Annotated in this window: 13 protein-coding genes and 1 tRNA gene; 7 read left to right on the top strand and 7 right to left on the bottom strand. The window is 70.6% G+C overall.

Annotated features, from left to right (window positions below):
* Positions 1-125: 125 nt before the first annotated feature.
* Together QM517_RS02890 and QM517_RS02885 are read left to right on the top strand one after the other, a co-directional pair.
* Positions 126-1,895 carry a M20/M25/M40 family metallo-hydrolase gene (locus tag QM517_RS02890; RefSeq protein WP_283285084.1) on the top strand — a complete coding sequence of 590 codons (1,770 nt, stop codon included), beginning with the start codon at positions 126-128 and terminating at the stop codon, positions 1,893-1,895.
* Between the two features lie 149 nt (positions 1,896-2,044).
* Positions 2,045-2,680, top strand: coding sequence for a YoaK family protein (locus QM517_RS02885; protein WP_283285082.1), 636 nt, complete (start codon positions 2,045-2,047; stop codon positions 2,678-2,680).
* 54 nt (positions 2,681-2,734) lie between these two features.
* On the opposite strand, the gene QM517_RS02880 is transcribed toward QM517_RS02885, so the two are convergent.
* A complete protein-coding gene (locus tag QM517_RS02880) occupies positions 2,735-3,763 on the bottom strand; it encodes an NADPH:quinone reductase (RefSeq protein ID WP_283285080.1) in 1,029 nt (342 codons plus the stop codon).
* A gap of 128 nt (positions 3,764-3,891) precedes the next feature.
* Here QM517_RS02880 and QM517_RS02875 point away from each other — a divergent pair.
* Both QM517_RS02875 and QM517_RS02870 read left to right on the top strand, forming a co-directional pair.
* Positions 3,892-3,973: transfer RNA gene (locus QM517_RS02875), tRNA-Leu, on the top strand.
* Between the two features lie 51 nt (positions 3,974-4,024).
* A complete protein-coding gene (locus QM517_RS02870) occupies positions 4,025-4,771 on the top strand; it encodes a DedA family protein (protein ID WP_308208885.1) in 747 nt (248 codons plus the stop codon).
* A gap of 12 nt (positions 4,772-4,783) precedes the next feature.
* Here QM517_RS02870 and ku read toward each other — a convergent pair whose 3' ends face one another.
* Complete coding sequence (gene ku / locus QM517_RS02865; RefSeq protein WP_283285076.1) at positions 4,784-5,647, bottom strand: non-homologous end joining protein Ku; 864 nt, start codon at positions 5,645-5,647, stop codon at positions 4,784-4,786.
* 82 nt (positions 5,648-5,729) lie between these two features.
* On the opposite strand from ku, the gene QM517_RS02860 reads away from it, so the two are divergent.
* Positions 5,730-8,159 carry an ATP-dependent DNA ligase gene (locus QM517_RS02860; protein ID WP_283285073.1) on the top strand — a complete coding sequence of 810 codons (2,430 nt, stop codon included), beginning with the start codon at positions 5,730-5,732 and terminating at the stop codon, positions 8,157-8,159.
* 3 nt (positions 8,160-8,162) lie between these two features.
* Here QM517_RS02860 and QM517_RS02855 read toward each other — a convergent pair whose 3' ends face one another.
* The 4 genes from QM517_RS02855 to murI all read right to left on the bottom strand — a co-directional run bounded on the left by QM517_RS02855 (position 8,163) and on the right by murI (position 11,342).
* Positions 8,163-9,080, bottom strand: coding sequence for a cation diffusion facilitator family transporter (locus QM517_RS02855; RefSeq protein WP_283285071.1), 918 nt, complete (start codon positions 9,078-9,080; stop codon positions 8,163-8,165).
* 86 nt (positions 9,081-9,166) lie between these two features.
* Positions 9,167-9,763 carry an RdgB/HAM1 family non-canonical purine NTP pyrophosphatase gene (gene rdgB / locus QM517_RS02850; RefSeq protein WP_283285069.1) on the bottom strand — a complete coding sequence of 199 codons (597 nt, stop codon included), beginning with the start codon at positions 9,761-9,763 and terminating at the stop codon, positions 9,167-9,169.
* Position 9,764: 1 nt separating this feature from the next.
* Positions 9,765-10,490 (bottom strand): ribonuclease PH, encoded by a 726-nt coding sequence (gene rph / locus QM517_RS02845; RefSeq protein ID WP_076490178.1) that lies wholly within the window; start codon positions 10,488-10,490, stop codon positions 9,765-9,767.
* Between the two features lie 33 nt (positions 10,491-10,523).
* On the bottom strand, positions 10,524-11,342 hold the full coding sequence (gene murI, locus QM517_RS02840) for a glutamate racemase (RefSeq protein WP_303655290.1): 819 nt from the start codon (positions 11,340-11,342) through the stop codon (positions 10,524-10,526).
* Positions 11,343-11,522: 180 nt separating this feature from the next.
* On the opposite strand from murI, the gene QM517_RS02835 reads away from it, so the two are divergent.
* Together QM517_RS02835 and QM517_RS02830 are read left to right on the top strand one after the other, a co-directional pair.
* A complete protein-coding gene (locus tag QM517_RS02835; protein WP_283285063.1) occupies positions 11,523-12,845 on the top strand; it encodes a nicotinate phosphoribosyltransferase in 1,323 nt (440 codons plus the stop codon).
* Positions 12,846-13,009: 164 nt separating this feature from the next.
* A complete protein-coding gene (locus QM517_RS02830) occupies positions 13,010-13,519 on the top strand; it encodes a hypothetical protein (RefSeq protein WP_283285061.1) in 510 nt (169 codons plus the stop codon).
* Positions 13,520-13,531: 12 nt separating this feature from the next.
* Here QM517_RS02830 and QM517_RS02825 read toward each other — a convergent pair whose 3' ends face one another.
* A complete protein-coding gene (locus QM517_RS02825) occupies positions 13,532-13,798 on the bottom strand; it encodes a DUF3039 domain-containing protein (protein ID WP_077051737.1) in 267 nt (88 codons plus the stop codon).
* Positions 13,799-13,827 lie beyond the last annotated feature (29 nt).

Here is a 13,827-nt window from a genome sequence, read left to right as displayed (position 1 = left end):
TGCACCTGTTGTTCATCGACGGAAATTGTGGTCACAATCGTGACCACTGCCGTCTCCTCACGACGGCAGGAGTCATTCCCCCCTGGATGATGCGGGCAGAGGTGCCCGCGGAGAGGTGCATTCACGTGCCCAGAACCACTTTGTCGACCCCTCCCCCGCGCGCGAGACGCGCGACCTGCCTGATCGCGGCCGGCGCTCTCGTCGGCGGCTCGCTCCTGATCGCCCCGGCGGCCACCGCGGCGCCGGAGGACGGCCCCGAGACGCTCGGCCTGACCGGCGCGGACGTCATGACGCACCTGACCGAGATCGCGGAGATCACCCAGTCGTACGCCGACCAGGACTACCGGGCGTTCTACGCCCCCGGCTACACCGCCGCCGCGGAGTACGCCGAGCAGGTACTGGAGGACACCGGCGCGTTCACCGTCACGCGCCAGGAGTTCGAGGAGCCGTACTCGGTCTTCGGCGATGCGAGCCTGACCGTGGACGGCACCGTCTACGAGGGCTCGCACTTCGACCTGTCCGAGGGAACCGACGCGCCCTACACGGCGCCGCTCGCCCAGCCCGCCGAAGACGCTGACGGCCTGCGGCTCGGCTGCGTCGCCGACGACTTCGCCGACATCCCCGACGGGGCGATCGTGCTCGTGCAGCGAGGAGCCTGCACGTTCGAGGAGAAGATCGGCTTCGCCTCGACCGCCGGAGCGGGCGCGGTGTTCGTCTACAACAACACCCGTCCGACCGAGGAGGGCGTCGGTCCCGAAGACCAGCTCACGAACGTCGCATCGGGTCCCCGCAACGAAGCCAACGCCCCCGCCGCCACCCTGCCGCAGGCCTCGGGCGAGACGCTGGCGGCCCTCATCGACGCGGCCCCGGCGGACGCCCCGGTGGAGGGGACGGCCGAGATCGTCAAGGAGTTCCTCATCGGCAAGACGTTCAACGTCATCGCCGACAGCATCGCCGGCGACCCCGAGGACACGATCGTCATCGGTGCGCACCTCGACAGTGTCCCCGAGGGACCGGGCGTGAACGACAACGCCTCCGGCTCCGCCGCGATCCTCGCGCTGGCCGAGAAGATCGCGGCATCCGACGTCCCGAACGACAAGCGCATCCGCCTCGCGCTCTGGAGCGCCGAAGAGGTCGGGCTCGTGGGTTCGACCCGCTACGTCGAGGACCTCGCGGCCAACGATCCGGCCGAACTCCGCCGCATCTCGGCGTACCTCAACTACGACATGATCGGTTCGGAGAACTTCACGGTCGGGGTGTACGACGCCAACCGCTCGACGTTCCCCGCGGAGGGCGTGGACATCCCCGAGGGCTCCGCCGAGTTGGAGAAGGTCTACACCGACTACTTCGACGGCATCGACCAGCCCTGGATCGACAGCGAGTACTCGGGACGCTCGGACTACCAGGCGTTCATCGACAACGGCATCCCCGCGGGCGGCCTCTTCTCGGGCGCCGACGACGTGAAGACCGCCGAGCAGGCCGCGGTGTTCGGCGGCGAGGCCGGGGTCATCATGGATCGCAACTATCACACGGTCGATGACACGCTCGCGAACGTGAGCCGGGAGTCGATCGACATCTTCGCCCCCGCGATCGGCAACGCCGCCGCGGTGCTCGCGTGGAACGCGGTCGTGCCTCCGGTCGAGCCGTCGCCCGAGCCCACCGATCCCCCGGTGGAGCCGTCACCCGAGCCCAGCGTCTCGGCCAGCGCGTCCCCGACCGCGACCACCACACCCGCGGGGACCACGGGTTCGCGCGGGAATCTCGCGAACACCGGCTCGGAGGTCGAGGGCTCGCCGCTGCCGCTGATCGGCGCCGGCATGCTCGGCCTCGGCGTGCTCATCGCGGCCGGAACGATCATCCACCGTCGTCGCTCGCAGAGCGGAGACGCCTCGTAACACCACGCACCGGCGGGGTCGCGCACCGATGTGCGCGACCCCGTCGCCGTGTCGTGGCCGCAACCGGCATCCGCGCCGATTTGCCGACGACGCCCCCGACGCCCGACGATGATCCCGGACGCGCACCGATCGTCGGAAGGGATGCCGTCATGAAAGACGTCGACCGCGGATCGCTCGCCGTTTCCGCCGCCCTGGCATCCGTCGCGGGCTTCGTCGACGCGATCGGCTTCCTCGACACCGGCGGCCTGTTCGTCTCCTTCATGAGCGGCAACTCCACCCAAGCGGCCGTCGAAGTGATCGGTCCGGGAGCGTTGATCGCCCTCGCATCGGCCGGCATCATCGCCGCGTTCGTCGCGGGCGTGGCGCTCGGCGGCGTCGCGAACACGGCTCTGGCGCGACCTCGGCCCTGGATCGTCGCGGGAGCGGCTCTCGTCGTGGGCTCGGTGGCGCTGCTCGCTCTCGCCGGCTCCGCCACGCTGTGGCGCGCCGGTCTTCTGGCGGCCGCGATGGGAGCGCTGAACACGCTGTTCCTCGCCGACGGCCGTGCGCGCGTCGCGATCACCTACAGCACAGGAACACTGGTCAGTCTGGGACTCGCCCTCGCCGCGCTCGTCACGGGCGGTGCCCGGACGGCGTGGAGGCGACCGCTGCTGCTGTGGGGTGCGCTCGTCACGGGAGCGGTCCTGGGTGCGGTGGCGCACCGGGCCGGCAGCCCGCTCGCGCTGGCGCTCGCGTGCGTCGCGCTGGGGATGTGCGCGATCACCCTCGCCCGTCAGCCGACGTGACGTCGGGGCGCGGGTCTTCTCGACCCGCGCCCCGACCCGGCTCAGCGAGACCGATCAGTCGTCGGCATCCGCCACCCGGATGAGCACCTTCCCGGTCGCGCCGCCCTCGACGGCGTCATGCGCCGCGGCGGTCTGCTCGAGCGAGAACAGCTCCAGGGGAAGACCGGCGTCCTCCCCCACCGGCAGCACCCCGTCGGCGACCGCGGCCGAGACATCCTCCGCCGCAGCGGCGAGAGCCTCCTCGCCCACCGTGTAGAGCAGCAGTCCCTGCCAGCGGACGTTCTTCGCGAAGCTGTCGCGCACGGCCGCGGTGAAGGTGTCGCCGCCATTGTCGGCGTAGTACCCGATCGACCCGTGGTTCGCGACGACCTCGACGTCCAGCCCGGCGTTCTCAGCGATCGCCACCTCGACGATGTGGTCCACGCCCTGCGGGGCGAGCTCACGGATGCCATCCGCCAACCCGGCATCGGGATAGCGCAGCACGTGGTGGGCGCCGGCGGCGCGGGCGAACGCCTCCTTCTCGGCGCTGCTGACGGTCGCGATGACGGTGGCGCCGGCCCAGACGGCGAGCTGGATCGCCGCGTGCCCCACGGCACCGGCGCCGCACTGCACCAGGACGATCCGACCCTCGAGCGCCCCGGGCGTGAGGCGCGCCGGGCCGAACTCGTGCACGGTGAGGGCGCGGTGGGCCGTCATGGCGGGGACGCCGAGGCTGGCCCCGAGCTCGAACGACGCCCCGTCGGCGAGGGGCACGGCGCGCGCAGCCGGGATCACGGAGTACTCCGCCGCGGTCCCCGTCGGCCGCTGGTGAGCAGCCAGGTGGATCCACACGCGGTCGCCGACGGCGAGGTGGTCGACGCCGTCGCCCACGGCATCCACCGTTCCGGCACCGTCCTGGTTCGGGGTGACCTCGTCGGCGACGAGGGGGCGTCCGACGCTCGCTCGCGCCTTCCAATCGGTCGGGTTGACGCCGGAGACAGCGATGCGCACCCGGACCTCGCCGGGGCCGGGTTCGGGGATCTCGCGGTCGACGAGCGAGAGGACGGACGAATCACCGGGGGTGGAGTAGACGATGGCCTTCATACGAAGGTGAAGGACCGGGGGCGAGTCCGCATTCCCGCGACACGCGCCTGCTCCCGACATGGGGTCGTCGTCGTTGACGGCGGCTTCACATGGAGCGCGGGACGGTCAGCCCTAGAATGAGTCATCTCGCGGGAGTGGTGAAACCGGCAGACACGCAGGATTTAGGTTCCTGTGCCTTCGGGCGTGGGGGTTCAAGTCCCCCCTTCCGCACGGACATCCCTTCCACGACACCGTTTCTTCCGACCCGACGGGACCGATGTGATCCACTCCGCAGGCCTGCTCCCCTGGCTGGACCCGGCCGCCATCATCACCAACTCCCAGCCCTGGGCGCTGCTGGTGGTGTGCTTCATCATCTTCGCTGAGACGGGGCTGCTGATCGGCTTCCTCCTCCCCGGTGACACGCTGCTCATCATGGCGGGGCTCCTGTCGCACTCGACTCCCGCGGCACCGAACGGCGTGTTCGGGATCAACGCCTGGTGGGTCGCCTTGGCGATCGGCGTGTCCGCGTTCATCGGCGGCGAGGTCGGCTACTTCATCGGCCACAAGGCCGGACCGTCGATCTTCGAACGCAAGGAATCCGGCATCTTCAGCCGGAAGAACGTCGAACGCACGAACGCGTTCTTCGAGCGCTTCGGCGGCATCACCGTGATCCTCGCCCGCTTCGTGCCGGTGGTACGCACCTTCGCGCCCATCGCCGCCGGAGTCGGCCACATGCCGTGGCGGAAGTACTCGCTCTACAACCTGATCGGCGCCATCATCTGGGGTGTCGGCCTGACGATGCTGGGCTACGCCGTGGGCTACATCCCGTTCGTGCGCGACATCGTGACCGAGTACATCGACGTCATCCTGCTCGCCGCCGTCGCGGGCACGGCGATCTTCATCGCCGTGCACTACTTCCGCGAGCGTGCCGCGGCCAAACGCGAGGCGGCCGCCGGCACCGCGACCGATTCGGCGTCGCTCGTCCTCGACCCCAAGACGCTCGAGGACGGCGACCACCGCTCCCACTGAGCGCGGCGGCGATCACGACGCCTTCGAGGCCTTCTTCTTCGGCTCCGCCTTCTTCTTCGGGGCGGGTTCCTCGGCCTTCCCGGAACGCGCCGCGCGACTGCGTTCGACGCTCGCGCGGAGCGCCTCCATCAGGTCGATGACCTCTCCGCCGTCGTCGTCGGCATCCTGCTCCCCGAACGTCGCGGCCGTGTCGATCGCATCGCCCTGTTCGAGCTTGGCGTCGATGAGCGTGCGCAGCTCGCGCTGGTACTCGTCGCCGAACTCCTCGGCGTCGAAGTCCTTCGAGAAGCTCTCGACGAGGGATGCCGACATCTCCAGCTCCTTCGCGGAGATGCGTACGTCATCGTCGAGAGCGGGGAACTCGGCCGCACGCACCTCGTCGGCCCAGAGCAGCGTCTGGAGCACGAGGACGTCACCGCGCGTGCGGAGCGCCGCCAGCCGTGTCTTCTGCCGGAGCGAGAATCGGACGATCGCGGTGCGGTCGGTCTGCTCCAGCGTCTTCCGCAGCAGGACGTAGGCCTTCGGCGACGCGGAGTCGGGCTCGAGGTAGTACGCCTTGTCGAGGGTGAGCAGGTCGACCTGGTCGCTGGGGACGAACTCGACGACCTCGATCTCGCGGCTGCGTTCGCTCGGGAGCGACGCGAGGTCGTCCTTGGTCAGCACCACGGTCTGCTCGCCGTCGTCGTAGGCGCGGTCGATGTCCTGGTACGGGACGACCTCGCCGTCGACCTCGCAGATGCGCTGGTAGCGGATGCGTCCGCCGTCCTTGTTGTGCACCTGGTGCAGCGGGACGTCGTGGTCTTCGGTCGCGGAGTACACCTTGACGGGCACGTTGACGAGACCGAAGGTCAGTGCGCCTTTCCAGATCGATCGCATGGGTCCAGTGAACACCCCCGGCAGCCCGGATGCCGAGACCCTTGCGCGGCATCCGCGCCCTCGTCCGCTCTACGCTGGGGCGATGGTGGAGCAGACGGTGCGGATCGACGGCCGTCGCCTGCGCCTGTCCAACCTCGACAAGGTGCTGTATCCGGAGACCGGGACCACCAAGGGCGAGGTCATCGACTACTACACCCGCATCGCTCCTCGGCTGCTCCCCCACGTGCAGGGTCGACCCGTGACCCGCAAGCGCTGGCCGGACGGCGTGGGAACCGCGGCCGAGTCGGGTGAGCCGTTCTTCGCGAAGGCGCTGGAGCCGGGCGCACCGGCCTGGATGCCACGGCATCCGATCGATCATTCGTCCGGCGCCAAGGACTACCCGCTCGTCGAGGACGTCCCGGCGCTGGTGTACCTCGCGCAGGTCGCGAGCCTGGAGCTGCACGTGCCGCAGTGGCGGTTCGACGCCGCCGGTACCCGCCTCGATCCCGACCGGATCGTCCTGGACCTCGACCCGGGGCCGGGAGTGGGGCTCGCGGAGTGCGCCGAGGTCGCCCGGTGGGCGCGGGCGATCCTGCTCGACATCGGCCTCGACCCGCTGCCGGTCACCAGCGGCAGCAAGGGCATCCATCTGTACGCGCACCTCGACGGGCGGCAGACGAGCGACGCGGTCAGCGCCGTCGCGAAGGAACTGGCGCGCGCGATCGAGGCCGACCACCCCGACCTCGTCGTGAGCCAGATGTCCAAGGCCGCGCGCCCCGGCAAGGTGTTCATCGACTGGAGCCAGAACAACGGCTCGAAGACGACGATCGCGCCGTACTCGCTGCGCGGTCGCGCCGAGCCGACGGTCGCCGCGCCGCGCACGTGGGAGGAACTCGACGATCCGGGACTCCGGCACCTGCTGTTCCACGAGATCCTGGAACGCACGGGCGACCCCCTCGCCGCGATCGATCGCCCGGAGGGTCCGCTGCGCGCCTATATCGCGAAGCGCACGGCCGGCCGCACGCCCGAGCCCGTCCCCGAGCACCCGCATGCCGAAGCCGGCGGCGAGGGACTCCCCCGCTTCGTCATCCAGGAGCACCACGCGTCGCGCCTGCACTGGGACCTGCGGCTCGAACGCGACGGCGTGCTGGTCAGCTGGGCGGTCCCGAGAGGGGTTCCGCCGACGACCGGCAAGAACAGCCTCGCGGTGATGACCGAGGACCACCCGATGCAGTACCTCGACTTCGCGGGCGAGATCCCGCGCGGACAGTACGGCGCGGGCACCATGACCGTCTGGGACACCGGCACGTACGAGCTCGAGAAATGGCGGGACGACGAGGTCATCGCGACCCTCACCGGCCGCCCGGACGGGCCGCTCGGGCGCGTTCGACTCGCCCTCATCCGCACCGAGGGCTCCGGCGAGAAGTCGCAGTGGCTGCTCCACCGGATGAAGACGGATGCCGAGGGCCGGCCGCAGCGTGAGGGGTCGGCCGTGGCCCCCCGCGCGGATCCTGCACCCGCGGCCGCCGCAGCGCCGTCGCCCACCTCTGCACCCGCGACCGCCAGCGACCTGCGCCCCATGCTCGCCACCTCCTCCACGCCGGGACTGGCGCGCGCGGCCGCCGAGCGCTGGGGCCGGGAGTGGGTGGAGATGAAGTGGGACGGCATCCGCGGGATCGGGATCTGGGACGGGGAGCGCCTTCGGCTGCGGTCGCGCAACGGCAACGACCTCACCGCCACCTACCCCGAGCTCACGGCCGTCGACCTCGGTCTGGGCGCAGCTCCCGCGGTACTCGACGGGGAGATCGTCGCGCTCGACGCCCAGGGGCGGCCGAGCTTCCCGCTGCTGCAGAAGCGCATGAACCTCGCCCAGGCGCGCGAGATCACGCACGAGGCCGCCCGCACCCCGGTGCAGCTGTACCTGTTCGACGTGCTCGAGGCGGACGGCCGCGATGTCACGGGACTCCCGCTGGCGGAACGCCGCGAGATCCTCGAGCACCTGGCGGCGGATGCGGCAGCCGTCGTCGTGGTGCCGCCCGTCTTCGACGACGTCGAGGCCGCACTCGCGGCCAGCGGACGGTTCGGACTCGAGGGCATCGTCGTGAAGGATGCCGGATCGCCCTACCGCCGAGGAGAGAGATCCGACCGCTGGCTCAAGGTCAAGCACTCCCGAACGCAGGAGGTCGTCATCGGCGGCATCCGTCCCGGGAAGGGCAACCGCTCGGGCACGATCGGGTCGCTGCTGGTCGGTGTGCCCACGGCCGATGGGCTGCAGTACGCCGGGCGCGTCGGTTCGGGCTTCGGCGAGCGGACGCTCGCGTGCCTGTCCGAGGTGCTGGAGCCTCTTCGCACGGATGCCGATCCCTTCGTCGGCGTGCCGGCGGCCGACGCCCGCGACGCCCTGTGGGTGCGCCCCGACCTCGTGGGCGAGGTGGAGTTCGCCGAGTTCACGCCCGGTGGCATCCTGCGCCAGGCACGGTGGCGCGGCCTCCGGCCCGACAAGGACCCGGCGGACGTCGTCCGCGAGGACTGAGCGCTACGCGTGCTGCGCGTCGTGCTCGACGTGACCGGCGGGTTCGAGCTGGAACGTCGAGTGCTCGACGTCGAAGTGGTCGGCGAGGCACGTCTGGAGGGATGCCAGGATGCGCGATGCGCGACCGTCGGTCAGGGCCGCCTCCTCCACGACGACGTGCGCGCTGAACACCGGCGCTCCGCGCGTGAGCTGCCACACGTGCACGTCGTGCACGTCGACGACACCGTCGGCCCCACGCAGGTGCTCGCGGATCTCCGCCACGTGCACCCCGGTCGGCGCCGACTCGGTGAGCACCGCCATGACCTCACGCAGCAGTCCGATGGCCCGCGGGACGATCATCACCGCGATGAACAGCGAGGCGATGGCATCCGCCTGCACGAATCGGGTCGTGACGATCACGATCGCCGCGACGATCACCGCCGCGGAGCCGATGAGGTCGCCCAGCACCTCGAGGTAGGCGCCGCGCACGTTGATGCTGCGCTTCTGCGCGCGGCCCAGCAACCACATCGACACGGCGTTCGCGAGGAGACCGACGACGGCCACGACGAGCATGAGCCCGCCCTGCACCTCGGCCTCGGCCGGAGCGAGCAGCCGCTGAACCGCCTCGAATGCGACCCACAGGCTCAGGACGATCAGGACGATGCCGTTGACGAGCGCTCCGAGCACCTCGGCACGCTGATACCCGAACGTGCGGCGGTCATCGGCCGGACGCGCCGCGATCGCCGTCGCGATGAGCGCGACGACGAGGGCCGCGGCGTCGGTGAACATGTGCGCCGCATCGGCGAGCAGCGCGAGCGATCCGGTGAGGATCGCGCCCACGACCTGAACGACCATCACGGTCGCCGTGAGACTCAGCGCGATCGCGAGCAGGCGTCGGTTCCCGGCATCGCGGATGCCGCCGGCGGGCGCGTGATCGTGCATGGATCCAGGCTAGAGCCGCGCCGGGGCAACCCGCGGCGATTCGGGCTAGTCGGGAATGAGAGCGGTTTTCGCTCTCGCCGCGCGGCTCAGAGCGTTCGCAGCAGCGGCACGAGGCTGCGGAACGCGCGTGCCCGGTGCGAGTGCGCGTTCTTCTCCTCGGCCGACCACTCCCCGACCGTGCGCTCGGCCGTGGCATCCTGCCCGTCCGGGATGAAGATCGGGTCGTAGCCGAAGCCGCCGGGCCCGGCGGGCGCCGTCGCGAGGCGGCCGGGCCAGCGGCCCTCGACCGTGTCCTCGGTGCCGTCGGGACGCACGAGCGCGATCACCGACACGAACTGCGCCGTACGGTGCGGGTCGGCGACATCGGAGAGCTGGTCGAGAAGCAGCTCGAGGTTGGCCGCGGCATCCTTCTTGTGCCCGGCCCAGTACGCCGAGAACACGCCGGGCGATCCGCCCAGGACGTCCACCGCGACACCCGAGTCGTCGGCCAGCGCCGGCAGCCCCGTGTGCGCGGCGGCCGCGCGCGCCTTGATGAGCGCGTTGGCGACGAACGTCACACCGTCCTCGACCGGCTCGGGGCCGTCGTACCCGACGACCTCGAGGTCGGGACGGGTCGCGGCGACGATCGCCTGGAACTCCTCGACCTTGTGCGGGTTGTGGGTGGCCAGGACGATGCGCGCCACGTCAGCCCTCCAGCGCCGCAGTCTGCAGGTCGCGCAGCTGCGCGCAGCCGTTGACGCCGAGCTCGAGCAGCTGGTCGAGCTCGCGCTTGTCGAAGGGCGCGCCCTCGGCCGTGCCCTGCACCTCAACGAACAGGCCGCGGCCGGTGACGACGACGTTCATGTCGGTCTCGGCGCGCACGTCCTCGACGTACGCGAGGTCGAGCATCGGGGTGCCGTCGATGATTCCGACCGACACAGCCGACACCGAGTCCACCAGCACCTCGGAGCGCTGCGCGATGAACTTCTTCTCGCGGCCCCACGCGATGGCATCCGCGAGGGCGACGTACGCGCCCGTGATCGCCGCGGTGCGCGTGCCGCCGTCGGCCTGCAGCACGTCGCAGTCGATGACGATCGTGTTCTCTCCGAGCGCCTTCGTGTCGACGACGGCGCGGAGCGCGCGGCCGATCAGGCGCGAGATCTCGTGCGTGCGCCCGCCGACCTTACCCTTGATGCTCTCGCGGTCGTTGCGGCTGTTCGTCGCGCGCGGGAGCATCGCGTACTCGGCCGTGACCCAGCCCTTGCCCTTGCCCGTGAGCCAACGCGGCACGCCGTTCGTGAACGACGCCGTGCACAGCACCTTCGTGCCGCCGAACGTGATGAGTGCCGAGCCCTCGGCGTGCGCCGACCAGCCCCGCTCGATCGTCACGGGGCGCAGCTGGTCGTCGGTCCGGCCGTCTTTACGGGTCATGGGTCCTCCTCAGGACGGAATGGATGCCACGCCTCAGCGCGGCAGGTCGATGGCGCCGGTCTGCACCAGCTGCACATCGCGGATCTCGCGGCCCATCAGGCGATGGGCCAGGCGGACGAACTCGTCGGCCGACGCACCCGTCGCCTCGTAGTGGTGTGTGGGGACCGCGTCGGGCCCGGCCAGCAAGTCACCCGACACGAGCTGTCGGTACACGTCCTTCGCGGTCTCGCTGTCGCTGGACACAAGGCTCACCTCGGGTCCCATCACGTAGCTGATGGCGCCCTCGAGGAACGGGTAGTGGGTGCAGCCGAGCACGAGCGTGTCGACGCCGGCGCGACGCAGCGGCGCCAGGTACTCCTCGGCGACCGCGAGCACCTCGGGCGAGTCGGTGACCCCCGCCTCGACGAACTCCACGAACCGGGGAGCCGCCTCGGCGAAGACGGTGAGGCGCTCATTGACCTCGAGCATGTCCTGATAGGCCCGCGAACCGATGGTGCCGACCGTGCCGATCACGCCGATGCGGCCGTTGCGGGTGGTGGACATCGCGGTGCGGACGGCGGGCCCGATCACCTCGACCACCGGCACGTCGTAGCGCTCGCGCGCGTCACGCAGCATCGCGGCGGATGCCGTGTTGCAGGCGATCACGAGCATCTTCACGCCCTGCTCGACGAGCGTGTCGAGCACCTCGAGCGCGTACCGCCGGACGTCGGCGATCGGCTTCGGCCCGTACGGCGAGCGAGCCGTGTCGCCGACGTAGAGGATCGACTCCCGCGGCAGCTGCGCCGAGACCGCGCGGGCGACGGTGAGACCACCGACTCCCGAGTCGAAGATGCCGATCGGCGCGTCGTTCATAGGCATCCAGCCTACCCGGCGGCCACCGCGCGACCCCGGTGCGCCCGCCGCTCGCGAGCCGAACTCCGGAGAATGTGGGCGCGAGGTCGGGTTCGGTGCTCGCGGCCCCGCCGTTCTACCGGAAACTCAGGAGTTTCGCACGGGGCGCTGCTGCAGCAGACCCCGGCATAGGCTGGCGCGATGACCCGCAGTACGGCTCTCCACACCGATCGCTACGAACTCACCATGCTCGACGCGGGCCTCCGCGACGGCACGGCGCAGCGGCGCTGCGTCTTCGAGGTGTTCGGTCGGCGCCTCTCGGGCGGGCGGCGATTCGGCGTCGTGGCCGGGACCGGGCGACTGCTCGACGCGATCCGCGACTTCCGCTTCGGCGACGACGAGCTGCGCTACCTGCGGGACAACCGGATCGTGGATGCCGCCACCCTCGACTTCCTCGCCGGATACCGCTTCACAGGGTCGATCACCGGCTACCGGGAGGGCGAGATCTACTTCCCCGGATCTCCGCTGCTCACCATCGAGGGGACGTTCGCCGAGGCGGTCATCCTCGAGACTCTCGCCCTGAGCGTCCTGAACTTCGACTCGGCGGTCGCCACCGCGGCCGCCCGCATGAGCGTCGCCGCCGGCGACCGCCCCCTGGCCGAGATGGGATCGCGTCGGGCCGGCGAGGAATCCGCCGTGGCCGCTGCGCGCGCCGCGTACATCGCCGGGTTCTCCGCCACGAGCAACCTCGAGGCCGGCCGCCGTTGGGCCGTGCCGACCATGGGCACCGCCGCGCACGCCTGGACGCTCCTGCACGACAGCGAGGAGGACGCGTTCCGCTCCCAGATCGCGGCCGTCGGCACCGACACGACGCTGCTGATCGACACGTACGACATCCCCGAGGGAGTGCGCACCGCCGTGCGCGTCGCGGGGACCGGGCTGGGAGGGGTGCGCATCGACTCCGGCGACCTGCCGATCGTGGCGGGAGAGGTGCGCGCGCTCCTCGACGAACTCGGCGCCACCGGTACGCGGATCACGGTCACCAGCGACCTCGACGAGTATGCGATCGCCGCGCTCGCCGCCTCCCCCGTCGACAGCTACGGCGTCGGCACCTCAGTCGTCACCGGCTCGGGTGTGCCCACCGCCGGTCTCGTCTTCAAGCTCGTGGCGCGGGCGGACGCGGACGGCTCCTGGGTGCCCGTCGCGAAGGCCTCGGCTCAGAAGGCCTCGCACGGAGGCCGCAAGGCGGCATTCCGCACACTCGACGCGGGTACGGCCACGACCGAGCTCATCGTCGTGAGCGACGGCTTCGAAGAGCTCGCCACCGCCGCCCAGCACCCTGACGCCCGGGCACTCCAGGTTCCGCTGATGGTGGACGGGGAACCGGATGCCGCCGCGCTCGGCCCGAACGGAGTGGGAGCCGCCCGGGCCCACCATGCCCGTGTGCGCGAGGAGCTGCCCGTGCGCGCCCTCGCGCTCAGTCGCTCCGACCCGGCCCTGCCGACCGAGTACATGGAGGTGTGAGCGCACTTCCGGCGCTCTCGGGGCGAAAGCCCTGACGTCGTGGGTGAGATTCGTCTCGCGTCCGGGGCGGGGCGTGCTCGCGATGCCTAGCGTGGAACCTCGCCCCTGCACCTGCTCTCGAGCTCTCAGCAATCGGGCGACCCCAGCACCGAACGGAGAGTTCCATGCCCGACGATGCGTCATCGCCCCGATGGCTCGAGCCCACGCGCCGCACCGTCCTCTCGGCGACGGCGTGGGTCGCACCCGCGTTCGCGGCGACGTTCGTGCCCGCCGTCGCGCAGTCGGCGACGTCGGTACCGATCTCCAAGCTGCGGATCAGCGAGGGCTGGGCGGTGACCGACACGAGCAGATATGACCCCGCGACCCACACCACGCGCGGTCCCCTCGCGATCTATGCCGCGGCCCACTACGACCAGAACATCACGTGGTGGCCGACACGCGACCCCGAACCCGCGGTGGTGCAGTACACGATCGAGGTCGTGCCTCCCGCGCCCGCCGCGACCACGACGCTGTCGGGTTACTTCTCGATCACGCTCGGCGGATACGCGCAGAACCTGAACTGGTATCCCGGCGAGAACGTTTACCCGATCGCTCCGGGGACGTACACGATCACTTTCACGATCTACGGCTCGGACGGATCGACCTCGCAGACGAAGTCGCTCACCCTCGGGTGATCGGCGAGGGATTCAGCCGTTCAGGGATTCGTAGATCTCTTTGCACTGCGGGCACACGGGGAACTTCTCGGGATCGCGGCCCGGCGTCCACTTCTTCCCGCACAACGCGCGTACAGGCTTGCCCGTCAGGGCCGACTCGAGGATCTTGTCCTTCTTCACGTAGTGGGAGAACCGCTCGTGATCACCCGGCTCGATGTTCTCCTCGCGGATGAGCTCTTCGAGCTCGCGATCCAGGGTCGCGAGACCCCCGCTGTCCGGTCGGTCGAGAGGCGTGCTCATGGTCTGCCAGTGTAGCCGCGGACCGCGGG

The organism is Microbacterium sp. IEGM 1404, assembly GCF_030056775.1.
Lineage (GTDB): Bacteria > Actinomycetota > Actinomycetes > Actinomycetales > Microbacteriaceae > Microbacterium.
Note: the sequence above shows the minus strand (reverse complement) of the source record. Positions and strands in the feature narration are given on the sequence as shown.

Excerpts from the sequence above, each read along its gene's own strand:
- QM517_RS02885 (WP_283285082.1), top strand. The coding sequence starts at position 2,045 with ATGAAAGACGTCGACCGCGGATCGCTCGCCGTTTCCGCCGCCCTGGCA.
- QM517_RS02880 (WP_283285080.1), bottom strand. The coding sequence starts at position 3,763 with ATGAAGGCCATCGTCTACTCCACCCCCGGTGATTCGTCCGTCCTCTCG.
- ku (WP_283285076.1), bottom strand. The coding sequence starts at position 5,647 with ATGCGATCGATCTGGAAAGGCGCACTGACCTTCGGTCTCGTCAACGTG.
- QM517_RS02860 (WP_283285073.1), top strand. The coding sequence starts at position 5,730 with ATGGTGGAGCAGACGGTGCGGATCGACGGCCGTCGCCTGCGCCTGTCC.
- QM517_RS02855 (WP_283285071.1), bottom strand. The coding sequence starts at position 9,080 with ATGCACGATCACGCGCCCGCCGGCGGCATCCGCGATGCCGGGAACCGA.
- rph (WP_076490178.1), bottom strand. The coding sequence starts at position 10,490 with ATGACCCGTAAAGACGGCCGGACCGACGACCAGCTGCGCCCCGTGACG.
- murI (WP_303655290.1), bottom strand. The coding sequence starts at position 11,342 with ATGAACGACGCGCCGATCGGCATCTTCGACTCGGGAGTCGGTGGTCTC.
- QM517_RS02835 (WP_283285063.1), top strand. The coding sequence starts at position 11,523 with ATGACCCGCAGTACGGCTCTCCACACCGATCGCTACGAACTCACCATG.
- QM517_RS02830 (WP_283285061.1), top strand. The coding sequence starts at position 13,010 with ATGCCCGACGATGCGTCATCGCCCCGATGGCTCGAGCCCACGCGCCGC.
- QM517_RS02825 (WP_077051737.1), bottom strand. The coding sequence starts at position 13,798 with ATGAGCACGCCTCTCGACCGACCGGACAGCGGGGGTCTCGCGACCCTG.